17 protein-coding genes, 1 tRNA gene and 3 pseudogenes are annotated in these 23,797 nt (G+C 64.8%); 12 read left to right on the forward strand and 9 right to left on the reverse strand.

Annotated features, from left to right (window positions below):
• Positions 1–38 precede the first annotated feature (38 nt).
• The 3 genes and pseudogenes from ACZ9GA_RS19895 to gntR all read right to left on the reverse strand — a co-directional run.
• Positions 39–392 (reverse strand): annotated as a pseudogene (locus ACZ9GA_RS19895) (methyl-accepting chemotaxis protein); the annotation flags it as partial.
• Between the two features lie 183 nt (positions 393–575).
• Positions 576–1,358, reverse strand: a pseudogene (locus ACZ9GA_RS19900) (PAS domain-containing protein); the annotation flags it as partial.
• A 286-nt stretch (positions 1,359–1,644) separates the two neighbouring features.
• Positions 1,645–2,661, reverse strand: coding sequence for an HTH-type transcriptional regulator GntR (gntR, locus tag ACZ9GA_RS19905; RefSeq protein ID WP_455921426.1), 1,017 nt, complete (start codon positions 2,659–2,661; stop codon positions 1,645–1,647).
• Positions 2,662–2,868: 207 nt separating this feature from the next.
• Between gntR and ACZ9GA_RS19910 the strand changes: the two genes are divergently transcribed.
• Positions 2,869–3,405 carry a gluconokinase gene (locus ACZ9GA_RS19910; protein ID WP_027977524.1) on the forward strand — a complete coding sequence of 179 codons (537 nt, stop codon included), beginning with the start codon at positions 2,869–2,871 and terminating at the stop codon, positions 3,403–3,405.
• A gap of 74 nt (positions 3,406–3,479) precedes the next feature.
• Positions 3,480–4,832: a GntP family permease gene (locus tag ACZ9GA_RS19915; RefSeq protein ID WP_027977523.1), complete on the forward strand. Its 1,353-nt coding sequence runs from the start codon at positions 3,480–3,482 to the stop codon at positions 4,830–4,832.
• A 220-nt stretch (positions 4,833–5,052) separates the two neighbouring features.
• Here ACZ9GA_RS19915 and ilvA read toward each other — a convergent pair.
• A pseudogene (gene ilvA / locus ACZ9GA_RS19920) lies at positions 5,053–6,056 on the reverse strand (threonine ammonia-lyase, biosynthetic); the annotation flags it as partial.
• Between the two features lie 241 nt (positions 6,057–6,297).
• Between ilvA and ACZ9GA_RS19925 the strand changes: the two are divergent.
• The 10 genes from ACZ9GA_RS19925 (at position 6,298) to ACZ9GA_RS19970 (ending at position 19,224) form a co-directional block, all read left to right on the forward strand.
• Positions 6,298–6,609, forward strand: a complete 312-nt coding sequence (locus ACZ9GA_RS19925; protein ID WP_457361091.1) for a hypothetical protein — start codon at positions 6,298–6,300, stop codon at positions 6,607–6,609.
• A 257-nt stretch (positions 6,610–6,866) separates the two neighbouring features.
• Complete coding sequence (locus ACZ9GA_RS19930) at positions 6,867–7,826, forward strand: AAA family ATPase (protein WP_027977521.1); 960 nt, start codon at positions 6,867–6,869, stop codon at positions 7,824–7,826.
• Positions 7,827–7,831: 5 nt separating this feature from the next.
• On the forward strand, positions 7,832–8,776 hold the full coding sequence (locus ACZ9GA_RS19935) for a DUF58 domain-containing protein (RefSeq protein WP_457361090.1): 945 nt from the start codon (positions 7,832–7,834) through the stop codon (positions 8,774–8,776).
• Positions 8,773–9,267, forward strand: a complete 495-nt coding sequence (locus ACZ9GA_RS19940; protein WP_457361089.1) for a DUF4381 domain-containing protein — start codon at positions 8,773–8,775, stop codon at positions 9,265–9,267. Before ACZ9GA_RS19935 ends, ACZ9GA_RS19940 begins: the two co-directional genes overlap by 4 nt.
• Positions 9,260–10,336, forward strand: a complete 1,077-nt coding sequence (locus tag ACZ9GA_RS19945) for a vWA domain-containing protein (RefSeq protein WP_457361088.1) — start codon at positions 9,260–9,262, stop codon at positions 10,334–10,336. Before ACZ9GA_RS19940 ends, ACZ9GA_RS19945 begins: the two co-directional genes overlap by 8 nt.
• A complete protein-coding gene (locus tag ACZ9GA_RS19950) occupies positions 10,333–12,108 on the forward strand; it encodes a VWA domain-containing protein (protein ID WP_457361087.1) in 1,776 nt (591 codons plus the stop codon). The genes ACZ9GA_RS19945 and ACZ9GA_RS19950 overlap by 4 nt, the downstream gene beginning before the upstream one ends.
• A complete protein-coding gene (locus ACZ9GA_RS19955; RefSeq protein WP_457361086.1) occupies positions 12,105–13,733 on the forward strand; it encodes a BatD family protein in 1,629 nt (542 codons plus the stop codon). Before ACZ9GA_RS19950 ends, ACZ9GA_RS19955 begins: the two co-directional genes overlap by 4 nt.
• Before the next feature lie 42 nt (positions 13,734–13,775).
• Positions 13,776–15,014, forward strand: a complete 1,239-nt coding sequence (locus ACZ9GA_RS19960) for an exonuclease SbcCD subunit D C-terminal domain-containing protein (protein WP_457361085.1) — start codon at positions 13,776–13,778, stop codon at positions 15,012–15,014.
• Positions 15,011–18,649, forward strand: coding sequence for an AAA family ATPase (locus tag ACZ9GA_RS19965; protein WP_457361084.1), 3,639 nt, complete (start codon positions 15,011–15,013; stop codon positions 18,647–18,649). The genes ACZ9GA_RS19960 and ACZ9GA_RS19965 overlap by 4 nt, the downstream gene beginning before the upstream one ends.
• Positions 18,646–19,224 (forward strand): glutathione S-transferase, encoded by a 579-nt coding sequence (locus tag ACZ9GA_RS19970; protein WP_457361083.1) that lies wholly within the window; start codon positions 18,646–18,648, stop codon positions 19,222–19,224. The genes ACZ9GA_RS19965 and ACZ9GA_RS19970 overlap by 4 nt, the downstream gene beginning before the upstream one ends.
• A 403-nt stretch (positions 19,225–19,627) precedes the next feature.
• On the opposite strand, the gene ACZ9GA_RS19975 is transcribed toward ACZ9GA_RS19970, so the two are convergent.
• The 5 genes from ACZ9GA_RS19975 to ACZ9GA_RS19995 form a co-directional block, all read right to left on the reverse strand.
• Positions 19,628–19,807, reverse strand: a complete 180-nt coding sequence (locus ACZ9GA_RS19975) for a hypothetical protein (protein ID WP_457361082.1) — start codon at positions 19,805–19,807, stop codon at positions 19,628–19,630.
• Positions 19,808–20,391: 584 nt separating this feature from the next.
• Positions 20,392–21,012, reverse strand: a complete 621-nt coding sequence (locus ACZ9GA_RS19980; protein WP_457361081.1) for a hypothetical protein — start codon at positions 21,010–21,012, stop codon at positions 20,392–20,394.
• Positions 21,013–21,219: 207 nt separating this feature from the next.
• Positions 21,220–21,294, reverse strand: a tRNA-Gln gene (locus tag ACZ9GA_RS19985).
• A 215-nt stretch (positions 21,295–21,509) separates the two neighbouring features.
• Positions 21,510–22,331: an alpha/beta fold hydrolase gene (locus ACZ9GA_RS19990; protein ID WP_455921439.1), complete on the reverse strand. Its 822-nt coding sequence runs from the start codon at positions 22,329–22,331 to the stop codon at positions 21,510–21,512.
• Between the two features lie 250 nt (positions 22,332–22,581).
• Positions 22,582–23,754 (reverse strand): lactonase family protein, encoded by a 1,173-nt coding sequence (locus ACZ9GA_RS19995; protein WP_457361080.1) that lies wholly within the window; start codon positions 23,752–23,754, stop codon positions 22,582–22,584.
• Positions 23,755–23,797: the final 43 nt, after the last annotated feature.

Raw genomic sequence — 23,797 nt, forward strand, 5'->3', positions numbered from 1 at the left:
CGATGACGTCGGCCCGACCGCCGCCTACCTAGCAGGCGTCAGTGCAGTTGCAACGTGGAGTTGATCTGACTGATCGCATCCACCACATGCCGCGACCCTTCCTGAATTTCCAGAATCACTTCCCCCGCCTCATTGGCCAGTTCCACCCCCAAGCCCGTGCGGCTCAGGCTGGACTGCATGCTGGCCACCGCGCTCAGGGACAGATTCTGGTTCTGCCGCACCACGTCGACAATCTCCACCGTGGCCTGGCTGGTGCGCGCCGCCAGGGTGCGCACCTCATCGGCCACCACGGCGAACCCACGCCCATGCTCGCCAGCGCGGGCCGCTTCGATGGCAGCATTGAGGGCCAACAGGTTGGTCTGGTCGGCAATGCCGCGAATGGTCTGCACGATCTTGCCGATGCTTTCCGATTGCTTGTTCACCGCATCGATGCTGCGCGCCGCCTCGTTGAGGTCGTTGGAGATCTCGCGGATCACGTCCACCGTCTGCCGCACAACGCTGGAACCCTTCTGCGCGCAGGCGTCGTTCTGCACCGAAGTGGCATGGGCCGCCTCGGCTGCCGACTGCTGGGTGTTGATCTGCGAGGTAATATCGCTGGCGAACTTCACGACTTTATATAGCCGCCCATGGGGGTCGAAAATCGGGTTGTAGGACGCTTCCAGAAACACCACCCGGCCATGCTTGTCGACCCGTTCGAAACGGTGCGAGTGATATTCGCCGCGATTCAACGAAGCCCAGAAGGACTTATAGTTCGGTGACTCGGCCTCGGTGCGGGTGCAGAACAGGCTGTGATGCTGGCCCACCACCTCATTGAGCGAGTAGTGCATGGCTTGCAGGAAGTTGTCATTGGCGGTGATCACCCGGCCGTCCGGGCTGAATTCGATCACCGCCATGGAACGCCCGATCGCCTTGAGTTTGCTCTCGCTTTCATGCTCGTCATGGACTCGATCGGAAATATCGGCGGCCACCTTGATCACGCTGCGCACTTCACGGTTGGGGCCCAATACCGGCATGTAACTGGCCTCCAGCCACACTTCGCGCTTGTTTTTGTCCAGGCGCTCGAAGGTGCCGCTCAAGGCCTCGCCGCGCTGCAGCGCCTGCCACATGCGCTGGTATTCCTCGCTTTTGTGAAAACCGTCTTCGCAGAACAGTCGGTGATGCTTGCCGCGGATCTCGTCCACGGCATAGCCCATGGTTTTGCAGAAGTTGGCGTTGGCGTCGAGGATCAGCCCTTCGGGGCTGAATTCGATCATGGCCATTGATCGACTGATCGCGGCCAGGCGTGCATGGGCGTGTTCCAGCTCTTGGGTCAGGCGAGCGATTTCCGCCAGATCAGCTTTGCGGTGGGAGTCAAACATGGTTCGAAGACCTCAAGCGTCACGTGACTGTTAATGGCAGAAACAACGCACTTCGGGGCACGACGAATGGAATGGGGCTTTGGGGGGGAGATTGCGGGCGCGACATTCCCTGTGCGGGTGGTTCAACAGCAGAGCATAGTCAGCGCGCGCGGCCTTGCAAGCAAAGCGCCATCAGGCCACCTCTGTAGCCGCTGCCGCCAGGCTGCGCTGGCCCTGAGCCTCGCTGTCAATCTTCAGGGTTCACACAGGCCAGCGCAGCCTGGCGGCAGCGGCTACGGGGTTTGCCTCAGCTTTCACGCACCACCAGCTCAAAACCCAGGTCCTGGGTGGCCTGCGCCGCTGGCTTGCCGTCCAGCAAGCCCAGCAGCAAATGCGCTGCCTGGCGGCCAATGGCCGCGCGCGGTGTGCGGATGGAGGTGAGGCGTGGCACCAGGTGCGCCGAGGCAGGCAGGTCGTTGAAGCCGACCATCGCCACCTGCTCGGGAATCTTCAAGCCCTGACGCGAAGCTTCAAGGATCGCGCCCTGGGCCAGGTCGTCGTTGCAGAAGAAGATACCGTCGACGTCCGGATGCCGGCGCAACAGGTCGTTGAATAGCTCACCGCCCAGGCCAATGGACGACGGCGTCGGCGCCATCAATTGCAGCGCCGGGTCGAAACACCCCGCCGCCTGCAACGCCTGGCGGAAGCCATCGCCACGCTGCAATACCCGTGGGTCGAGCTGCGCGGCAATGTAAGCCAGACGCTTGCGGCCACGGCTGAGCAAGTGGCGGGCGGCCACGGCGCCGGCCTGTTCCTGGGAAAAGCCCACCGAGGCAATCCCCGGCGTGGCATCCAGTTCCATCATGTGCACCCGCGGCACGCCGCTGGCCGCCAGCATGCGCCGCGAGGCCTCGGTGCGCTCGAAACCGGTCAGCAGCATGCCCCTGGGCTGGTAGGCCAGGTAGTTGCGGATCAGGTTTTCTTCTTCATGAATGTCGTAGTGGGAGTTGCCGATCAGCACTTCCAGGCCCCGTGGGCGCATCACATCATGAATGGCTTCCAAGGTGTCGATGAACAGCTGGTTGGACAGCGACGGGATCAACACCACAATGGACTGGCTCTGCGCCGAGGCCAGCGCGCGGGCGGCCGGGTTGGCCACGTAACCCAGTTGCAGAGCGGCTTCGTGCACTTTCATGGCCAGTTCAGGGGCCACGGTGGTCACGCCTCGCAGGGCGCGGGAAGCCGTAATGGGAGAAACGCCGGACAGCCGTGCGACCTCGGAAAGCGTCGGGCGACCGGTAGTGCGGGAGCCGGTGCGGGTCATGGTTCTTATTGTTTTCGACTTGCCATTAATAGGGGTGGCGGCTAAGGTAGCGCTGTCTTTAGCACAGGGCAATGATGAAATTATTTCATCGTGTGCAACTCCCCGAGCAAGGGCTGCTCAAAACATATCAATAAGATCAGGGCGCAGTTGCCGCCGGGGTAGCCTTCCAAGGATCCCCTGCACGCGCTGTTCCTGCAGGAGATACCGATGGTTTTCCCTCTTTCCGCGATCGTGGTGATGGGTGTTGCGGGCTGCGGCAAGAGCAGCGTCGGCGATGCCATCTGTCACCGTAGCGGAGGTCGCCTGATTGAAGGTGACGTGTTCCACCCTGCCGCCAATATCGAAAAAATGTCTGCTGGTATCCCCCTCAACGACGATGACCGCGCCGGCTGGCTGACCCGCCTCGGCGAGGAAATGAGTGCGTGCGTGGCCAGCGGCGAGCGCGCGATCCTGACCTGTTCGGCGCTGAAACTGGCGTATCGCGACAAATTGCGCGCGGCCGTGCCTAACCTGGGCTTTGTGTTCCTGGAATTGACCCGCGAGGAAGCAGCTGACCGCGTTTCTCACCGCCCGGGCCATTTCATGCCGGCCAGCCTGATCGACAGCCAGTTCGCCACCCTGGAATCGCCCCGCGGCGAAGTGTTGACCCTGCCACTGGACGCGACGCTGCCCATCGCCACCCTGGCCGACAAGGTCGACGCCTGGCTGCACAACCAAGACGACTCGCTGTCGCAGTCGGCCTGATTTTATGAGCCCGCACAAGACAGCGCTACCTCAACTAGTATTGCTCCGACCACAACAAGAAGAGGCATACCCCGATGCTGGGTCTACCGACTAACACCTACCTGCTGCTCGACGCGCTGATTACCATCGTCGGCCTGGTACTGCTGATCACCAAATTCAAGATCCACCCCTTCGTGGCGCTGACCATCGCCGCAGGTTTCCTGGGGCTGACGTCCGGCATGCCGGTGGCCAAGGTGATGAAATCCTTCCAGGACGGCTTCGGCGGCGTGCTGGGCTTCGTCGGCATCGTACTGGCCCTGGGCACCATGCTGGGCAAGCTGATGGCGGATTCGGGCGGTGCTGACCAGATCGCGCAAACGTTAATCCGCGCCTTCGGCAAACAGAAAGTGCACTGGGCCATGATGTGCTCGGCCTTCCTGGTGGGCATCCCGCTGTTCTTCGAAATCGGCTTCGTGCTGCTGATCCCGCTGGTGTTCATCGTGGCCCGGCGTTCGGGCGTGTCGCTGGTCAAGATCGGTATCCCGCTGCTGGCCGGCCTGTCCGTGGTCCACGGCCTGGTGCCGCCGCACCCGGGCCCGCTGCTGGCCATCGGCATCTTCAAGGCTGACATCGGCAAGACCATTTTCTACGGCCTGATCGTCGGCCTGCCGACGGCCGTCATCGCCGGCCCGCTGTTCGGCAGCTTCATCTCCAAGTACGTGCCGGGCAACCCGTCCACCGAACTGATGGACCAGATCGCCAAGGAATCGCAGCACGAAAACCTGCCCAGCTTCAGCGTGACCCTGATCACCGTGCTGCTGCCGGTGTTCCTGATGCTGCTGAAAACCTTCGCCGACGTGTTCGTGCCGGCTGACCACATCTTCCGTCAGTGGATGGACCTGATCGGTCACCCGATCACCGCCCTGCTGGCCGCCCTGCTGCTGGCCTTCTACACCTTCGGTTTTGCCCGTGGTTTTGACCGCGCCAAAATCATGAAGCTGCTGGACCAGAGCCTGGCACCGACCGCGGCGATCATTCTGATCGTGGGCGCCGGTGGCGGCTTCAAGCAGATGCTGGTGGACACCGGCGTGGGCAACGTGATTGGTGAAATGGCCGTGCAGGCCCATGTGTCGCCGATTCTGCTGGCCTGGCTGGTGGCGGCGGTGATTCGTATCGCTACCGGTTCGGCGACCGTGGCCACCATTACCGGTGCCGGTATTGTTGCGCCGGTGGTGGACCTGATTCCGGGCGTGCCGCGTGAGCTGCTGGTGTTGGCTGCCGGTGCCGGTTCGGTGATCCTGTCCCACGTGAACGACGCGGGTTTCTGGCTGGTGAAGCAGTACTTCAACATGACCGTGGCGGAAACCTTCAAGACCTGGAGCATGATGGAAACCATCCTGTCCGTGGTGGCGTTGGCGTTTATCATGTTGTTGTCGCTGGTCGTGTGATCGCGGTGGCCGCTTCCCGAGCTTTGCTCGGTCCCACACCTGTCGCGGCAGTGGTGTCAGTGAGGCAAAGCACTTAGCTCTTGGAGGCAACGCAGGTCTAACTGCGGTGCCACCAAAGGCTAAAAGCTTTGCCTCACTGGCACCACTGCCGCGACAGGTGTGGGACCGAGCGAAGCTCGGGAAAGGTTCACCCCAAAACCACCTGCCCACCACACCGCATCGCCCGCTCGGCAAAATCCCCCAGCCGATCAAAATTCACGTTCGCCCCCGAATCGATCGCTACCAGCGTCTGCCCGCGCACCCCTCGTGTGGCCACGTACCGCTTGATCCCCGCCACCGCCAGCGCCCCCGACGGCTCGGTGATGGACCGCGTGTCATCGTAGATATCCTTGATCGCCGCCCCCAGTTCGTCATTGCTCACCGTGATCACCTCATCCACCCAGCGCCGACAGATGTCGAAGCAATGGGCACCGATCTGCGCCACCGCCACGCCGTCGGCGAAGGTGTCCACCTGGCCCAGCACCACCCGTTCCCCCGCCGCCATGGCCGCCTGCAAGCAATTGGAACCCTCGGACTCGACACCGATGACACGGATCTGCGGACGCAGGTATTTGACGTAGGCGGCGATGCCGGCGATCAGCCCACCACCGCCCACCGGGACGAAGATGGCGTCCAGCTGGTCGGGTTGCTGGCGCAGTATCTCCATGGCCACGGTGCCCTGCCCGGCGATCACGTCCGGGTCATCGAAGGGCGGCACGAAGGTCATGCCGTCCTTGGCCAACTCCAGCGCGTGGGCCAGGGCCTGGGGGAAGGCGGCGCCGTGCAGCACGGCGTTGCCGCCGCGCGACAGCACGCCGTCGATCTTCAACTGCGGGGTGGTTTGCGGCATCACGATGGTTGCCTTGATGCCCAGCTCCCCGCGCCGCCAGCGCCACGCCCTGGGCGTGGTTGCCCGCTGAAGCGGTGACCACGCCCGCCGCGCGCTCGGCCGCCGTCAACTGCGCCAGCTTGTTGCAGGCGCCACGGATCTTGAAGGAGTAAGTGGGTTGCAGGTCTTCGCGCTTGAGCAGGATACGGTTGCCCAGGCGCAAGGACAGCGCCGCGGCCACTTGCAGGGGCGTCTCGATGGCCAGGTCATAGACCTTGGCTTCCAGGGTCTTGCGGGCGTAATAGGCCAGCTGGGCGGTGTCGGTGTCACTCATGGGGCGTCTCCGGTGCGGTGATCGGAGCCCTGTGACGTTCAGGAAAAACCCGCCACAAGGGCGGGTTTGGGTGCAGCAGCTAGCCCGCCAGATGAGGAATGGCGGTAATAATAATGCTCATGGCTGGCTGCGACGGGAATGGGTTCATGCCTTGAAACATAGCGCGCCCGGCCCAGCACCGTCAACCGCTGGTCGGCCCGTGGGCACCATGGGCGCAGCGCCATGGCCCAACGCCTGTAGCGATCATGAAAAGGAGACTGTTCATGAATACCTCTCGCTGGGCCGCCCTGGCCCTGACCACCCTGCTAAGCGCAGGCGCTTACGCCGATGACAGCACCGGCCCCACCAACCCGGCCAACCCCAACGGCGCCATCGGCACCACGCCTGCGGAGATAGGCGTGCCCAGCGGCACCGGCACACGCATGCAAAACGGCAACACCGATGGTTCGGCTGCGCCCAACATGCCCGCCGGCAGCCAACCGATCAAACCGGTGGGCGGCAACCCGGAAGGCAGCTCCATGGGCAACAGCAACACCAAGCCCGACAGCCCGTCGAGCACTACCAGCAAGCCTTGATGCGGCGTGCGCTGCCCCGCCTCGCCTTGAAACCGCGTCGTCTGCATCGCGACTAAAGTCGGCTCCTACGCCGTCCGTGGTAGGAGCCGGCCTTGGCCGCGATGCAGGCGACGCGATCCAGGCTGTCGATCCCACCGCAAACCGTAAAGAATTTGCTGTCAGCGTTAGTCCTGCAAGGCCCGGATAGATTAAAGTAATGCCCCCGGCCCGGGCGTTATCTTGGCGTACCCGGTCACCTTCTCCAGGAACCTTCATCGATGGAACATCGTGAAGCGCTGATCGCGCTGCGAACCTTTCTCTCCACCCAGATCCTCGGCCAGGAAAAACTGATCGACCGCCTGCTGATCGTGCTGCTGGCTGACGGCCACATGCTGGTCGAAGGCGCACCTGGGCTGGCCAAGACCAAGGCCATCAAGGAACTGGCGGAAGGCATCGAAGCACAGTTCCACCGCATCCAGTTCACCCCCGACCTGCTGCCCGCCGACATCACCGGCACCGAGATCTATCGCCCAGAAACCGGCAGCTTCGTGTTCCAGCAGGGCCCGATTTTCCATAACCTGGTGCTCGCCGACGAGATCAACCGCGCCCCGGCCAAAGTGCAGTCGGCGCTGCTGGAAGCCATGGCCGAGCGCCAGGTCAGCGTCGGCCGCAGCACCTACGAGCTGTCGCCGCTGTTCCTGGTCATGGCCACCCAGAACCCCATCGAGCAGGAAGGCACCTACCCGCTGCCCGAGGCGCAGCTGGACCGCTTCCTGATGCACGTGAAAATCGGCTTTCCGGATGCCGCGGTCGAGCGACGCATCCTGCAGCAGGCCCGCGGCGAGGCGCTCAATGGCGAGACCAAGCCGGAGCGCCGCGTCAGCCAGCAGGCCATTTTTGCCGCGCGCAAGGAAATCCTCGGGCTGTACATGGCCGACGCCGTGGAGGAATACCTGGTGCAGCTGGTGATGGCCACGCGCACGCCGAGCAAATTCGACCCGGAAATGGCCGAGTGGATCGCCTACGGCGCCAGCCCGCGCGGCTCCATCGCCCTGGACCGCTGCGCGCGGGCCCACGCCTGGCTAGCCGGGCGTGATTTCGTCAGCCCCGAGGATATCCAGGCGGTGCTGTTCGACGTGCTGCGCCACCGCATCATCCTGTCCTTCGAGGCGGAAGCCGCCGGTATCGATCAGGATCGGGTGATCCAGCGCATTCTCGACGTCGTCGCCGTCGCTTGACCAGCATGTCCAACCCCCAGCAGCCCGCGCCCGGGATTCGTGTCAGCCTTGCCGAGCTGATCGAGATGCGTCACCGCGTGCGCGAGGTGCAGCTGTTTTCCACCCCTGGCCAGCGCAGCCCGCTGATCGGCCTGCACCACTCCAAGCTGCGCGGGCGCGGTGTGGATTTTGACCAGGTGCGCGTGTACCAGGCGGGCGACGACGTGCGCAGCATCGACTGGCGCGTGACTGCGCGCACCCAGGAGCCGCACACCAAGCTGTTCCACGAGGAGCGCGAGCGGCCTATCTACATCCTGGTGGAACAGAGCCAGCGACTGTTCTTCGGTTCGGGGCTGATGTTCAAGTCAGTGCTGGCCGCCCAGGCCGCCGCGCTGATCGGCTGGGCCGCCCTGGGCCACAACGACCGCATCGGCGGCCTGGTGTACGGCGGCGGCGAGTTCTACGAGGTCAAACCGCGGCGCAGCAAGCAAAGCCTGCTGCAACTGCTCAATCGCCTGGTGCGGGTCAACCACTCGCTGCACCCCGACAGCCCCCATGACGACGAAGCCCTGAGCATGGCCCTGCGCCGCGCCCGCGAGGTGCTGCGCCCCGGCAGCCTGGCGTTCATCATCTGTGACGAGCGCGCCTTGAGCGATGCCGCCGAACAACAGTTGAGCCTGCTGTCGCGCCACTGCGACCTGTTGCTGTTGCCGCTGTCCGACCCGCTGGACCACGCCCTGCCCGCCGCCGGCTTGCTGCGCTTTGCCCAACGCGGCGCCCAGCTGGAACTGGATACCCTCAACCCCGACCTGCGCCAGGCCTACCGTGCCCAGGGCGAAGCCCGCATTGCGCGCTGGGAACGCCTGGCGCAGAAGCTGCGGGTGCTGATGATTTCCCTGAGCACGCAAAGCGAGATGATCGAGCAACTGCGCGCCTACCTGAACCCGCACAAACCAGGCAAAAGCCAATGAGCAGCCTGGACGAACTGCAACCACTGATCACCCCGCCACCGCCCGGCCTGTGGCCGCCGGCGCCTGGCTGGTGGGTGCTGCTGGCCCTGTTGCCGGTACTGGGCTATGGCCTGTGGCGCCTGCGCCGTTTTCTGCCGCGGCGCAAACCGGCCGCGCCCATCGAACAGCCATTGGACCCCATGCGCCTGGAAGCCCTGGCCGAACTGGCGCGCCTGCCCAAACCCTACGACGGCGCCCCGGCCGGCGCCTGGCTGCAGCAGATCAACGCCCTGCTCAAGCGCCTGTGCCGCAACCATTACCCCAACGCCCACAGCCACACGCTCAACGGCCGCCAGTGGCTGGCCTTCCTCGACAACCGCTGCCCCGCTGCGGGCCTGACGCGCTGGATGATCCTGGTGGAAGGCGGCTACAAGCCCGAATGCAAACTCGACGACAAGGCCATCATCGGCCTGAACCAGTCGATCGAGACCTGGATCCGCAAACATGTTTGAGTTCGCCTGGCCGTGGATCTTTCTCCTCGCGCCCCTGCCTTGGCTGATGCGCGTGCTGCTGCCGGTGGCCGACAGTGGCGAGCCGTCGCTGAAGATCACTTTTCTGGATGAGCTGGAGGGGCTGTCGCGCCGCCGTGCGCGTATCAGCCTGCCCAGCTGGCGCCAGCAGGCCCCGCTGATTTTGCTGTGGCTGTTGCTGCTGGGCGCCGCCGCGCGCCCGCAATGGCTGGGCCAGCCGCTGCCGATTGCCGCCAGCGGCCGCGATTTGCTGGTGGCAGTGGATGTCTCCGGCTCCATGGACTACCCCGACATGCACTGGGACGACGAAGACGTCAGCCGCCTGACCGCGGTCAAACGCCTGCTGGGCGACTTTTTGGAACACCGCAAGGGCGACCGCGTGGGCCTGATCCTGTTCGGCAGCCAGGCCTACCTGCAGGCGCCGCTGACCTTTGACCGGCACACCGTGCGCACCTGGCTGGACGAGGCGCGCATCGGCATTGCCGGCAAGAACACCGCCATCGGCGACGCCATCGGCCTGGGCCTCAAGCGCCTGCGCCTGCGCCCGGCCCAAAGCCGCGTGCTGATCCTGGTCACCGACGGCGCCAACAACGGTGGCGAGATTCACCCGCTGACGGCCGCCAAACTGGCCGCTGAAGAACACGTGAAGATCTACACCATCGGCATCGGCGCCGACCCGTCCGAGGACGGCGCGCTGGGCACCCTGGGCATCAACGCCAGCATGGACCTGGACGAAGCCAGCCTGACCGAAATCGCCCGCCTGACCGGCGGTCAATACTTCCGCGCCCGCGACGGCAACGAACTGAAATCCATCGGCGCTACCTTGGATCGCCTGGAACCGGTGACGCAGCAACCTACCCAGGCCCGCCCGGTGCAAGCGCTGTACAGCTGGCCCCTGGCCGCCGCGCTGCTGTTCAGTCTGCTGCTGGTGGCGCGCGAGCAATGGCCGGATGCACCCTGGCAGCGCCTGACCCAGCGCCGCACGTTCCTGCCGCCCACCAGCGATTGGCGCGAGCGCCTCAAGCGCCTGCGCCTGCGGAGGCGCCGATGATGGACCTCTGGCCTCACTGGTTCCGCCCCGGCTGGCTGGCGTTGCTGCCACTGCTGGGCTGGCTGCTGTGGAAAGTCTGGCACCGGGAAAAACGCCTGGGCCGCTGGCAACTGCTGCTGCCCCAGGCGTTCCACGCCACCTTGCTGAGCGGCGCCCACCGGCGCGGCACCAAAACACCGTGGATTGCCTTGGGCCTGGCCTGGCTGCTGGCCACCCTGGCGCTGCTGGGCCCCAGTTGGCAGCGCGTGGAGCAGACCACGCAGAAACCCGCCGACCCGTTGGTGGTGATGCTGGAGCTGACCCCGGACATGCTCGCCACCGACGTGGCGCCCACCCGCCTGGAGCAGGCCAAGCGCAAGCTGCTGGACCTTTTGCAGGCGCGACGCGATTCCCAGACGGCGATCATCGTCTACGCCGGCTCCGCCCACGTACTGGTGCCGCTGTCCGACGACCTGGCCACCAGCCGCAACCTGCTGGACGCGGTAAAACCCGCGATCATGCCGCAAAGCGGCCATCGCGCCGACCTGGCGGTTGAGAAGGCCCTGACCCTGCTGCACCAGGCCGGCCTGGGCCAGGGTCGCCTGCTGCTGATCGGCTCATCATTGAGCGACGCCGAGCGCGACGGCATCATCCAGCGCCTGGGCCGTGACGCCCCGCGCCTGTTGATGCTGGGCATCGGCACCCGCGAAGGCGCGCCCGTGCGCGACGAGCAGGGTGAATACCTCAAGGACGCCCAAGGGGCGATCCTGCTGCCGCGCCTGGACAACATCGGCCTCAAGACTTTCGCCGGCGAAGTTGGCGGGCTGTACCGCCAGGCCCACCTGGAAGACGACGACCTGGGCGAACTCGGCTTGCTGGATGGCCCCTTGAGCCTGCGCAGCAACGGTCAGACCGTGCAGCTGGACAGCTGGGCCGACCAGGGTTACTGGCTGCTGCTGCCCCTGCTGTTGTTGGCGGCCTGCGCCGGGCGCCGGGGCTGGCTGTTCTGCCTGCCGTTGCTGCTGTACCTGCCCCAGCACAGTTTTGCCGGCACCTGGGACGACCTGTGGCTGCGCCCCGACCAGCAAGGCCAGCACCTGCTGCAACGGGGCCGTCCCGCCGAGGCCGCCCAGCATTTTCAAGACCCGCAATGGCAAGGCATCGCCTTGTACCGTGCCGGTGACTACGCTGGCGCCGCCCAGCACTTCGCCGAAGGCAACGAGGCCCAGGACCACTACAACCGCGGCAACGCCCTGGCCATGAGCGGCGAGCTGGAAGCAGCGCTGGACGCCTACGACCAGGCCCTGGAGCGCCAGGCCGACCTGGGCCCGGCCCTGCGCAACAAAGCCGTGGTAGAGCAATTGCTCAACGAACAGCGGCGCAAGGCCCAGGCCGCCGCCGACGCCGCGGCCCAAGCTGCCCGCGACGCGGCCAACACCCACAACAACGCGGCCACGCCGCCACAGAACGCCCAGTCCGACGCCGCCGCGCAGCAGGCCCAACAAGCGCAGCAAACCGCCACCTCGCCGCCGACCACGCCGCCGCAGTCGCAGACCAACGCCAACAGCAACAACCCGTCGGCCAGCGACACGGACAGCGCAGCCGCCAGCAGCCAGACGCCCGACGACCAGGCACCGATTTTCGCCCCGCCGCCGCCCACCGATGGCGACCTGACCGACGAACAGCGCCAGGCGCTGGAACAATGGCTGCGGCAGATCCCCGATAATCCGGCGGAGCTGCTGCGGCGCAAATTCTGGTATGAACAGCAACAACATCAGGAAAAGACCCGATGAGTCGCACACGCGTGCTGCCCCTTACCCTGCTGGTCGCCTTCCTGGCCACCCAGGCCCACGCCGCCGTGCTGACCGCCAGCGTCGACCGCGCCAGCCTGGCCGTGGGCGAGACCCTGGTGCTGACCCTGGAAACCACCGACGTGACCCAGTTCGGCAAGCCGGACCTCAGCGCTTTGAACGCCGACTTCGATGTGCGTGACACCCGCCAGGTCAACCAACTGCGTACCCTGGGCGCCGACAGCCAGGCCACCACCCGCTGGCTGATCACCCTGGCACCGCGCCAGGCCGGCACCATGCAGATCCCGGCGCTGCAGATCGGCGACCTGCGCAGCGAACCCATCGCCTTGCAAGTGCAGGCCAGCCAAGCGCCGGACGCCAACACCGAAGCGCCGGTGTCGATCGAGGCCAGCCTGGACGCCAACAGCGTCTACGTGCAGGCCCAGGCCGTGCTGACCGTGCGCGTCTACCACTCGGTGGCGCTGTACGACGACAGCAACCTCACGCCGTTGCAGCTGGCCGACGCACGCATCGAGCCGGTGGGCGACACGCGTACCTACGAGAAACTCATCAACGGCATCCGCCACGGCGTGATCGAAACCCGCTATGCGATTTTCCCGCAGCACAGCGGCAGCCTGCAGATCCCCGCCCTGACCTTCAGCGCCACCGAGGTCGAACCGGCACCCGCCGGGCAGGACAACAGCACGCCGCACCCGGGCAAGATGGTGCACGTCACGTCCTCGGTGATGAACCTGACGGTCAAGCCCAAACCGGCCAGCTACCCCAACGACACGCCGTGGCTGCCGGCCCGCAGCCTGGAGCTGAGCGACAGCTGGAACCCCGAGCCCGACCATCTGCAAGTGGGTGATTCACTCACCCGCACCCTCAGCGTCAAGGCCGAAGGCCTGTCCTCGGCACAGCTGCCGCCGCTGCCCGGCACCGACAACATCGCCCTGCGCCGCTACCCCGACGAGCCGCAACTGAACAACCAGGTCAACGAACGTGGCGTGGTCGGCAACCGTGACGAGCGCGAGGCTCTGGTCCCGGCCCGTGACGGCGCCATCGAAGTGCCAAGCATCGAAGTGACCTGGTGGAACACCCTGGAAGACCACCTGGACCACACCAGCCTGCCCGCCCGCACCTTGCAGGTGGCGCAGAACCCGACGCTGGCCGTCGACACCCCGGCCGTCAGCAACGGCGCGGCGCCGCTGGTATGGCCGTGGCAACTGAGCACCCTGATGCTGGCGCTGACCACCCTGGCCGGCTTCGTGCTGTGGTGGCGCGCGCGCTCGCAGCCAGCGGTGGCCCGCGCCGCACAGACCGGGCCCAGCCCACGTTCGCTGCTGGACGATCTCAAGCGCGCATGCCTGGCCAACGACCCCCAGGCCACCCGCCAGGCGCTGGACGCCTGGGCGCGCCAACAACCCGAAACCCTGGCCGACATGGCCGCCCGCTTTGTGCCGCTGTCCGATGCCCTGGACGGCCTCAACGGCGCCCTCTACAGCGAAACCGGCCAGCACTGGCAAGGCCAGGAACTGTGGCGCGCCATTGGCACCATCCCGGCCAGCGAAGCGGTGCAGGCGCCGGTCGGCGAAAACGGCGCGCTGCCGCCGCTCTACCCCAAATAGCCAGCCCCACCCCCTGGGTGGGGGCTTGCCAAGGAATTCTCGATGCACCTGTTCCACACCTCCGACTGGCACCTGGGCCAAAGCCTGCACGGCCAGGACCGCGACCATGAGCACGCCTGCTTCCTGACCTGGCTGCTGGCCCGCCTGGGCGAGCGCCAGCCTGATGTGCTGCTGATCGCCGGCGACATCTTCGACACGGTCAACCCGCCGGTCAAAGCCCAGGAACGCCTGTACGACTTCATCGTCAACGCCCACGAGCAACAGCCGCAGCTGACCATCGTGATGATCGCCGGCAACCACGACTCCGGCTCGCGCATCGAGCTGCCAGCGCCGCTGATGCGCCGCCTGCGCACCCACGCGCTGGGCCGCGTGGTGTGGCTGGATGACGGCCAACTGGACAGCGAGCGCCTGCTGATCCCGCTGCCCGACGCCAGCGGCGCCGTGGCGGCCTGGTGCCTGGCCCTGCCTTTCCTGCGTCCGGCCGAAGTGACGGGCGCTACCCTGGGTGACGACTACATCAAGGGCATCGCCCATGTGCACGAACGGCTGATCGCCGCTGCCGAAGCCAAGCGCCAGCCGGGCCAGGCGCTGATCGCCATCAGCCATGCGCACATGGCCGGCGGTTCGGTGTCGGTGGACTCCGAGCGCAGCCTGATCATCGGCAGCGCCGAGGCCCTGCCGGCCAGCCTGTTCGGCGAAGCCATCAGCTACGTCGCCCTGGGCCATCTGCACAAGCCGCAGCAGGTCAACGGCGAATCGCGCATCCGCTACAGCGGCTCGCCGATCCCGCTGTCGTTCTCCGAGATCGACTACCCGCACCAGATCCTCGAGGTGCGCTGCGAGGGCGAGCAACTGCTCAGCGTCGAACCGCTGCGGGTGCCCCGCGCCGTGGACCTGGTGCGCCTGGGCCCGGCACCGCTGGCCGAGGTGCTGACGCAACTGGCCGAGCTGCCGGACGCCGACCTGCTGGCCGACCTCACGCACCAGCCTTGGCTGGAAGTGCGGGTGGTACTGGACGAACCCCAGCCCGACCTGCGCCAGCAGATTGAAACCGCCCTGCAGAACAAGGCCGTGCGCCTGGTGCGCATCGGTGCCGAATACGCCGGCAGCCGCGGCGCCGATGACGGCGACACGCCGCTGATCGAGCTGGACCAGCTCAGCCCCCAGGAACTGTTCAGCCGCGCCTGGCAGGACAGCTACGGCAACGAGGTGGACAGTGCCACCCTGGATGACTTCGCGCTGCTGTTGCAGGAAGTGCAGCTGGAAGGAGAACAGCCATGAAGATCCTCGCCATCCGCCTGAAAAACCTTGCCTCGCTGGCAGGGCCGTTCGAGCTGGACTTCACTGCCGAACCCTTGGCCAGCGCCGGCCTGTTCGCCATCACCGGCCCTACCGGGGCCGGCAAAAGCACCCTGCTCGACGCCCTGTGCCTGGCGCTGTTCGGCGCCGTGCCGCGCCTGGCGCGCACCGGCCGCGACGCCAAGGTGCCCGACGCCGATGGCGAGATCAACACGGGCGACCCGCGTACCCTGCTGCGCCGTGGCACCGGTGCCGGCTTTGCCGAAGTCGACTTCGTGGGCATCGACGGCCGCCGCTACCGCGCCCGCTGGGAAGCCAACCGCGCCCGCGACAAGGCCGGCGGCAAACTGCAGAACAGCCGCCAGAGCCTGCGCGACCTGGACAACGATCAACTGCTGGCCAGCCAGAAAGGCGAATACAAAACCCTGCTCGAAGGCTGCCTGGGGCTGAACTTCGAACAGTTCACCCGCGCCGTGCTGCTGGCCCAGAGCGAGTTCAGCGCCTTCCTCAAGGCCGACGACAACGAGCGCAGCGAACTGCTGGAGAAGCTCACCGACACCGCGCTGTACACACGCCTGGGCAAGCGCGCTTTCGAGAAAAGCCGGGATGCCCGCGATGCCCATCGTCAATTGCAGGACCAGGCCGGCGGCATCGCACCGCTGCCGATCGAAGAACGCGAGGCGCTGGACCAGCGCTACACCGACGCGCTAGGCGCACTGCGCAGTGAACAGGCACGCCTCAAACAGCTCGAACAGCAGCGCCAGTGGCACGTGGAAGGTCAGCGCCTGCACAGCGAGCAACAGGCTGCCAGCGAACAGTTGCAGCGGGCCGAGTCGCACGCTCACGCCTTGAGCGACAAGCGCGACACCTTGGTACGCCTGGACACCCTGGCGCCACAACGTCACCTGTTCAGCCGCCAGGCGGAGCTCACCGCCGAGCTGCAACCGCTGGCCGCGCGCATCACCGAACATCAGCAGGCCGGTGATCAACTGCACACCCGTCAAGGCCAGCTCCAACAGGCCCGCGGACACGCCCATGCCGCGCTTGCAGCCGCCCTCGCCGCCCAAGCCGACGCAGCGCCCGCCCTGCGCCAAGCCTTCGATGAGCAAAGCCACCTGGCCCGCCTGGACGAACAGGCCGCGCCCCTGCAACAGGCCCTGCACGGTGCAGAGCAGGCCCGCGACCAAGGCCGCGCCGTCATCGAACAATTGGAACAAGGCCAGCAGGCCAGCACCACGCGCCTTGAACAAATTGCCGCGCAGTTGCACCACAGCGCCGCCCTGGCCCCGCTGGCCGATGCCTGGGCCGTGTGGCGCCCGCGCCTGCAACAGGCGCTGACCCTCAGCGCCCGACTGCTCAAAGGCCGCGAAGAACTGCCGGCACTGCAGCAGCGCGCCAGCGCCAGCCAGGCACAATTGGCCGAGCGCCAACAGGCACTGGATGCGCTGTACCAGAACGCCCAGTGCGCGCCGCATGAACTGGCCGACCGCCTGGCTGCGCTGACCCATCAACTGCAGGAAAGCCGTCAGCACCTGCGCAGTGTCGAGGACCTGCAGCGCCACTGGCAGCGCCAGCAGGAACTGCAGGAGCGCCAACAGGCCCTGCGCGAACAGGTCCGCGTGGCCACCGAGCAGCGCGAAGCGCGCACTCGCGAAGGCCTGCAACTCAAGGGCGAACACGACACCGCCGTGCAGCAGCTGGACCTGACCGTCGCCCTGCTTAACCGGCAACGCCTGGCCCGCAGTGCCAGTGTCGAAGAACTGCGCGCACAGTTGCAGGATGACCAACCCTGCCCCGTATGCGGCAGCGCCGAACATCCCTGGCATCAGCCCGAAGCGTTGTTGCAGGCACTGGCCGGTCACGATGACAGCGAAGAACGCAGCGCCCGGCTGGTGGTGGAAAAACTGGCAGCGCGCCTGGCCGAGCTGCGCGTGGAAGTGGTGGCCCTGCGCGACCAGCAAACGCAGCTCAAACAGCAGGAAGAGCAGTTGCAAGCGCAACTCGATGCCGTGCAGCCGTTGCTCCACGCACATCCGTTGAATGACGCGCTGGCCAGTGCACAACAACCGGCTGCATGGCTGGAGAAAGAACAGCACAGCGCCGCCCAGCGCATCCTTGCAGAGGAACAGCAGCAGTCGGCCTTGCTCAAGTTGCAACAGCAAGCCGGCGCCCAGCAGCAATCCCTTCAGCAAGCCCAGCACGCCAGCCAGGAAGCCAGCCGCCTGCTGGCCGAACAAAGCCAGCACCTGCTTAACGACCAGCAACGCCTGGACGAAGAGCTGCACGCCTTCGCGGGCGTGCTACCGGCCAGCGAACTGGAGGCTTTGCAGCACACGCCTTCGGCCACCTTCATGGCTCTGGACAGCAGCGTCAGCCAGCGCCTGCAGCAACTTGAAGAGCAACGCGAGGAACAGCACGAGCACGAAGAACGTCGCCAGCGCCTGGGCGAAGAACGCCTGCGGCAACAAGGTCGCGAGCAGGCCGCCGCCGCCCAGGGCGAAGGTCTGGCGCAGTTCAGCCAGCAACGCCAGGCCGTCAGCGAGCGGCTGCACGCCGTGCTCGGCACGCACCCTGATGCCGCCACATGGCAAACGGCGCTTGAGCAGGCCGTGCAACAAGCCCGCGTCAGCGAAAGCACGGCGGCCGCGCAACTGCAAGCCGCCGACAATGAAGCCGTGCAACTGGCCAGCGAACTCAAGGCCGCCGAACAACGCCAGCAGCAACTGAGCGAAAGCCTGTCGAGCCTCGACGCCAGTTTGAAGGCCTGGCGCCAACAGCATCCGCAGCTGGACGATGAAGGGCTGGCAGCCCTGCTGGCCATCGACGACCCGCAAATCAGCGCCATGCGCCAGCAACTCAACAACGCCGACAAGGCCGTTGAGCAAGCGCGTGTGCTGCTGCAGGAACGCGAGCAACGCTGGCAGGCGCACCAGGCGCACGCCAACGGCGCCCCGGCGCTGGAAGAACTGGATGCCACCCTGCTCGTCACTCAACAACAGTGCACCGCTTGCGAAGAAGCCTGCGCCGAACTGCGCGCCCAGCAGGTCGAAGACCAGCGCCGCCTGAGCGCCCACGGGCAACTTCAAACGCGCATCGAACAGGCCTACGCCGAGTTCCAACGCTGGGGCCGCCTGGCCGCCCTGATCGGTTCGGCCGAAGGGGAAAAATTCCGCAAGCTGGCCCAGGCTTACAACCTCGACCTGCTGGTGCATCACGCCAACGCCCAACTGCGCCAACTGGTGCGCCGCTACCGCCTCAAGCGCGGCGGCAGCATGCTGGGCCTGCTGGTGCTGGACACCGAAATGGGCGATGAACTGCGCTCGGTGCACTCGCTGTCCGGCGGCGAAACCTTCCTGGTCTCGCTGGCCCTGGCCTTGGGCCTGGCGTCCATGGCGTCGAGCACCCTGCGCATCGAATCACTGTTCATCGACGAAGGCTTCGGCAGCCTGGACCCCGAGTCCCTGCAACTGGCCATGGACGCCCTCGACGGCCTGCAGGCCCAAGGCCGCAAGGTAGCGGTGATCTCCCACGTGCAGGAAATGCACGAGCGCATCCCGGTGCAGATCCAGGTCAAGCGCCAGGGCAACGGCTTGAGTGATGTCGAGGTGGTGGGATGATTCTGTACTCGTTCCGCCGCTGCCCCTACGCCATGCGGGCGCGTATGGCGCTGCGCTACAGCGGCGTGCCGGTGCAGATTCATGAGGTAAGCCTGAAAGCCAAGCCAGCCGAGATGCTGGCCGCGTCGCCCAAGGGCACCGTGCCGGTGTTGGTGCTGCAGGACCGGGTGATCGACGAGAGCCTGGATATCATGCGCTGGGCGTTGGCGTGCAATGACCCGGAGGGTTGGCTGGCGGCGGATGGCGAGGACCTGATCATCGTTAACGATGGCGTGTTCAAGCAGGCGCTCAACCGCTACAACTATGCTGACCGTTATCCCGAACAGCCCATGGCCTATTACCGGGATCAGGGTTGCGAATTTCTGCAGATCCTTGAGTCGCGGCTGGCTGCAGCCCCTTGGCTAGGTGGCGAACAACGGGGGCTGGCCGATATCGCCATCGCCCCCTTCATCCGCCAGTTCCGCGGCGTGGACCTGGACTGGTTCGGGCAGGCACCCTATCCGCGCGTACGCGCCTGGATCGAGACCATCATCGAGTCGGAGCTGTTCACGTCCATCATGGCCCGCCCGGCCTGACGCCGACCGAATCAAAACCGCGTTGCCTGCATCGCGACTAAAGTCGGCTCCTACCACGGATACCACGGACGGCGTAGGAGCCGACTTTAGTCGCGATGCGACCACCGCTGATTCCACTGCCGAACGACGGCTCAGCTGCCGACCACAAACTGCGTAGCAACGGTTGCCGCAATCATCACCGCCACATACAAGCCGATGGCCAGGTAGGCGCCCTGACGGGCAGAAGAAAGGATAGCACTGGCCATGATAGAGGCTCCGTGGCGAACAATTCAGGCGGACAGCATCGGGGATCGCGGGGTCGAATACCAGTGACAAAGATCAATGACGGTGATCGACTTTTTAGATTGTAGCCCAGCCTTCAACAGCAACCCGCCGCGTGTCGGGCGGGTGCACTCAGGGCTGCTCAGTGTTGAACCTTGTGGTCCAGCGCTGCGTAGAAGTTGGCGCTTTTCTGCAGGTACTGCTGGGTGTAGGTGTTGACGGTCGACTTGTGTTCCTGGATCTGGGTGCTGGCGTGGGCTGGCAGGGCCACGGTAGCGGAAACGGCAGAAGCGGCGATCACGGAGAAAAGATTGAAGTTCATGGCGGTTACCTCGAAGACGGTGGTTTGGCTTGGGCCGGTGAGGCCATGGGTCAAACTTACGCCTGGGGGGCTTGCGGTAGAAATTCATTGCGGCAGTAGCAAATATCACCGGGATTGATATTGCCTCGCCGTGCTGTTTGGACCACGGCGGATGTCATTCGCCTCGCCCAGCAACACTTGCTCACCTTTATCGGGTTGTTCACCCACAGAGAGATACCTATCCTCCACCAACTCCCCTGCCCCCCCCTGAAATTGGTCGATGTGCAAAGGCTATCCAGCTACCTCGGCGGGAAGCTCGGCGCCATCACCCAAGCCCGAGGCCAAGGTGAATCAGGGTACTTCCTCCCAGCATTTGAGCGGTATCTGCATGAGAAGCGATAGCGAAATCGATGGGCTGATTTACAGCTCTGTCGCCTATGGCAGGGCGCTCTCGATGGAGGGCCACAACCTTGTTCTGTTTGAGAGGCGCAGCACGCAGTTAAGAGCCGTCAGCACATTACCGGTCGCAAGCGTGATGCTGCCTGGCAATACCACAGCGCTGGAACTGCTTCTTCGACTGAAGGTGAATGTTGTGTGAGGCGAAGTCAACGCCCCATTTCCAAGCGGTTTTGAAAGTCGCGCAGTATGATCTCAAATGCCACTTGATGCTCGACCAACCTGTACCGCGGCTGCCAGTTGGCGGGCGAACCGGGGTCCGAAAAGTCCATTGCCTGCGCCAGAAAGAGGACCAGCAAATTGACTTGGGACTCATCTGCAGGATCGATACCCAACTGCTTGACCAGCCTGCCAATGGCGGGCTTTTCCTTGTTGTTGGAAAACTGGAAATCCGGGTAATACCGACGTCGATTATGGCTGTACGCGATTACGCTACCCGTCTTGGTCTTCTTGCTGAGAGCCTGCTTTGTCACCCCCAGGATGGCGCACACGTCACTGGCTTCAAGCGAGTCATAGGCCTCATTGAAGCTGGTCAGGGCGTTAGCCTTCATTTGCGCCAAGGCGATCTCATTTCGCGCCTGAATGCTCAGAGGCTTCGCAGGCTTTTTCAGAATGATGGAGATCGCCTTTTCACCCTTGAGCTTTGCCGCCTCAATAACCGCGGACTCGGAGCTACTCAGGATAAGTGCTTCGAACTCCTTCATCAGCAATGCCTTGGCAGCTTCGAACGAATGACTTATCCGACTGGTGTGGGTGCTAGTGTTGCCCATGGCGCGCGTCCCTGAACTCAACAAGAAGTGAGCAAAGGCTAGCCCCGCTAGACACCACTGTCAACTTGTAAACTTATCCACCTGTAAACCAGACTATGGGCGACGTGCGCATGGCAAACTACGCTCCAGCCTGAAAGCCAGGAACGCAAAATCCCCCGAATGCCGACGCACCGAGGAAAATAAAAAACTATACGGATAAAGAGAAAATGGCAGGGGCGGCTGGATTCGAACCAACGCATGGCAGGATCAAAACCTGCTGCCTTACCGCTTGGCGACGCCCCTGTAGGTGTTGCGACGAGCCGTTTGTTGCTGTGCTCGTTGGGTAGGCGCGCAATTTAACACCTAAACCCCAACCTGGGAAGCCCTAAGGCAAATATTTTTTGTTTAAAAACAGATGCTTGCTTGTAGCCGCTGCCGTCAGGCTGCGCTGGCCCTCACCCCCGCTGGAGATTTGCGGGGTTGACACCGGCCAGCGCAGCCTGGCGGCAGCGGCTATATCAGCCTTTGATGAACGCCAGCAGGTCTTTGTTGATGACGTCCGCGTGGGTGGTGCACATGCCGTGAGGATAGCCCTTGTAGACCTTCAAAGTGCCGTGGGCCAGCAGTTTGATGGACAGTTCGGCGGAGTCGGCGATGGGCACGATCTGGTCATCGTCGCCATGCATCACCAGCACCGGCACGCTGATCTGCTTCAGGTCTTCGGTAAAGTCGGTTTCCGAGAAGGCCTTGATGCAATCGTAATGGGCTTTGGTCCCGCCCATCATGCCCTGCCGCCACCAATTGTCCTTCACCCCTTCCGACACCTCGGCGCCTTCGCGGTTGTAGCCGTAGAACGGCACCGGCACTTCCTTGTAGAACTGCGAGCGGTTGGCCGCCAGCGCCGCGCGGAAGCCGTCGAATACTTCCAGCGGCAGGCCGCCAGGGTTGCTGGGCGACTTGACCATGATCGGCGGCACCGCGCCAATCAGCACGGCCTTGGCCACCCTCCCCGCGCCATGCCGGGCCACGTAGCGGGCCACCTCGCCCCCGCCGGTGGAGTGGCCAACGTGAATGGCGTTTTTCAGGTCCAGGTGCGCGGCCAGCTGCGCCACATCAGCGGCGTAGGTGTCCATCTCGTTGCCGGTGGCAGTTTGCGTGGAGCGGCCGTGGCCACGGCGGTCGTGGGCGATGACGCGGTAGCCCTGATGCAGGAAGAACAGCAGTTGCGCGTCCCAGTCGTCCGCGCTCAGCGGCCAGCCGTGGTGGAACACGATGGGCTGACCGGTACCCCAGTCCTTGTAATAGATCTCGGTGCCGTCTTTGAGGGTAAACAAAGCCATGCTGCCATCTCCATTGCGCCTGCGCAAACCGCGCACGCCGAACAGGGAGGGTAGATGGTGCAGGGGAAAGGCACGGTTCCGCTGGTCGCCCCTGCACTGTAGCCGCTGCCGCCAGGCTGCGCTGGCCCGCGTAAACCCTGAAGATTTTCAGCGCATGCATGGGCCAGCGCAGCCTGGCGGCAGCGGCTACGGGATCAGCGGAGGGGTCAGGCACCATGAAAAACCCCCGCATCGGCGGGGGTTCTGGGTATCAACGCAGGAATTTCACATCGGACGGCGAATCGACGTCCAGCTTCTGCACCGTGTCGCCCAGCTTGCCCGTGGCCGGGTCACGCTTGACCACTACAAGCTGATTGCTCTTCTGGTTGGCGATCACCACGAACTTGCCGCTTGGGTCGAGGGTGAACTCGCGCGGTTCGATGCCTTCCACCGAGCGACGCTGTACTTCTTTCAACTCACCGCTGGCCTTGTCGATGCCAAATACCAGGATCTCGCTGGCCTGGCCGCGGTTGGTGACGTAGAAGAACTTGCCGTCAGCCGAGAAGTGCAGTGCAGCGGTCGCCTTGTGGGCGGCATCGGCATCGGCGGCTGCCAGGTTGACGACCTGCTTCTGCACCAGGTTGCCGGCTTTGACGTCGAACACGAAGACTTGGCCGCTCATTTCGGTGGTCAGGTAAGCGTGCTTGCCGTCAGCGCTGAACAGCAGGTGGCGCGGGCCGCTGCCCGGTGGCAGTTGCACCGAGGCTGGCGAGGCGGCGGTCAGCGGCTTGGCCTTGTTGGCGGCGTCATAGTGGTAGACAAACACCTGATCGGCGCCCAGGTCTTGCACGTAGACGAAACGGCCGTCGGGGCTGGAGACTACCGAGTGCACGTGGTCGCTGGCCTGGCGCTCGGCAACCACCTTGGAGGCCGCGTCGTGGCTTTCCTGCTGAACCAGCTGGCTCAGGGTGCCGTCAGCGCCCACGCCGAACACCGACAGGCTGCCGTTGGGGTCCGGGTGCACGGAGTAGTTGGCCACGAACAGGTGCTTCTCACCCTTGGCCAGGCTTGAGAACGTCGGGTCTTCACCCTTGGTTTCCACCTGGTTGATCAGGGTCAGGTCGCGGGTTTTCGGGTCGATCTTGAAGGCGCTGACCTTGCCCACTTTGTCGTGGGCCGAATCCGGGCCGTTCTCGTTTACCGCGAACAGGTGTTTCTGGTCCTTGCTGATGGTCAGCCAGGATGGGTTCTCGGTCTTGGTCACTTGCAGCGGCTTGGCGCTGATCTGGCCGGTGGCGCTGTCGAAGTGGTAGCGGTAGATACCTTCGCTGGCGGCGTTGGTGTAGGTGCCGACCAACAGGTCATAGCCGCTGGCGGCCATGGCGTGGGAAGACAGCACACTGATTCCGCTGGCGAGCAGCAGGGGCAGGAAATGGCGTTTCATTATAGTTTTATCCTCGACGGGTCCTGATCAAAGAAGACCCCGA

The organism is Pseudomonas sp. TE3644, assembly GCF_056278815.1.

Bases quoted from the DNA above. Each gene is read 5' to 3' on its own strand.
- gntR (WP_455921426.1), bottom strand. From the start codon at position 2,661: ATGACCCGCACCGGCTCCCGCACTACCGGTCGCCCGACGCTTTCCGAG.
- ACZ9GA_RS19910 (WP_027977524.1), top strand. From the start codon at position 2,869: ATGGTTTTCCCTCTTTCCGCGATCGTGGTGATGGGTGTTGCGGGCTGC.
- ACZ9GA_RS19915 (WP_027977523.1), top strand. From the start codon at position 3,480: ATGCTGGGTCTACCGACTAACACCTACCTGCTGCTCGACGCGCTGATT.
- ACZ9GA_RS19925 (WP_457361091.1), top strand. From the start codon at position 6,298: ATGAATACCTCTCGCTGGGCCGCCCTGGCCCTGACCACCCTGCTAAGC.
- ACZ9GA_RS19930 (WP_027977521.1), top strand. From the start codon at position 6,867: ATGGAACATCGTGAAGCGCTGATCGCGCTGCGAACCTTTCTCTCCACC.
- ACZ9GA_RS19935 (WP_457361090.1), top strand. From the start codon at position 7,832: ATGTCCAACCCCCAGCAGCCCGCGCCCGGGATTCGTGTCAGCCTTGCC.
- ACZ9GA_RS19940 (WP_457361089.1), top strand. From the start codon at position 8,773: ATGAGCAGCCTGGACGAACTGCAACCACTGATCACCCCGCCACCGCCC.
- ACZ9GA_RS19945 (WP_457361088.1), top strand. From the start codon at position 9,260: ATGTTTGAGTTCGCCTGGCCGTGGATCTTTCTCCTCGCGCCCCTGCCT.
- ACZ9GA_RS19950 (WP_457361087.1), top strand. From the start codon at position 10,333: ATGATGGACCTCTGGCCTCACTGGTTCCGCCCCGGCTGGCTGGCGTTG.
- ACZ9GA_RS19955 (WP_457361086.1), top strand. From the start codon at position 12,105: ATGAGTCGCACACGCGTGCTGCCCCTTACCCTGCTGGTCGCCTTCCTG.
- ACZ9GA_RS19960 (WP_457361085.1), top strand. From the start codon at position 13,776: ATGCACCTGTTCCACACCTCCGACTGGCACCTGGGCCAAAGCCTGCAC.
- ACZ9GA_RS19965 (WP_457361084.1), top strand. From the start codon at position 15,011: ATGAAGATCCTCGCCATCCGCCTGAAAAACCTTGCCTCGCTGGCAGGG.
- ACZ9GA_RS19970 (WP_457361083.1), top strand. From the start codon at position 18,646: ATGATTCTGTACTCGTTCCGCCGCTGCCCCTACGCCATGCGGGCGCGT.
- ACZ9GA_RS19975 (WP_457361082.1), bottom strand. From the start codon at position 19,807: ATGAACTTCAATCTTTTCTCCGTGATCGCCGCTTCTGCCGTTTCCGCT.
- ACZ9GA_RS19980 (WP_457361081.1), bottom strand. From the start codon at position 21,012: ATGGGCAACACTAGCACCCACACCAGTCGGATAAGTCATTCGTTCGAA.
- ACZ9GA_RS19990 (WP_455921439.1), bottom strand. From the start codon at position 22,331: ATGGCTTTGTTTACCCTCAAAGACGGCACCGAGATCTATTACAAGGAC.
- ACZ9GA_RS19995 (WP_457361080.1), bottom strand. From the start codon at position 23,754: ATGAAACGCCATTTCCTGCCCCTGCTGCTCGCCAGCGGAATCAGTGTG.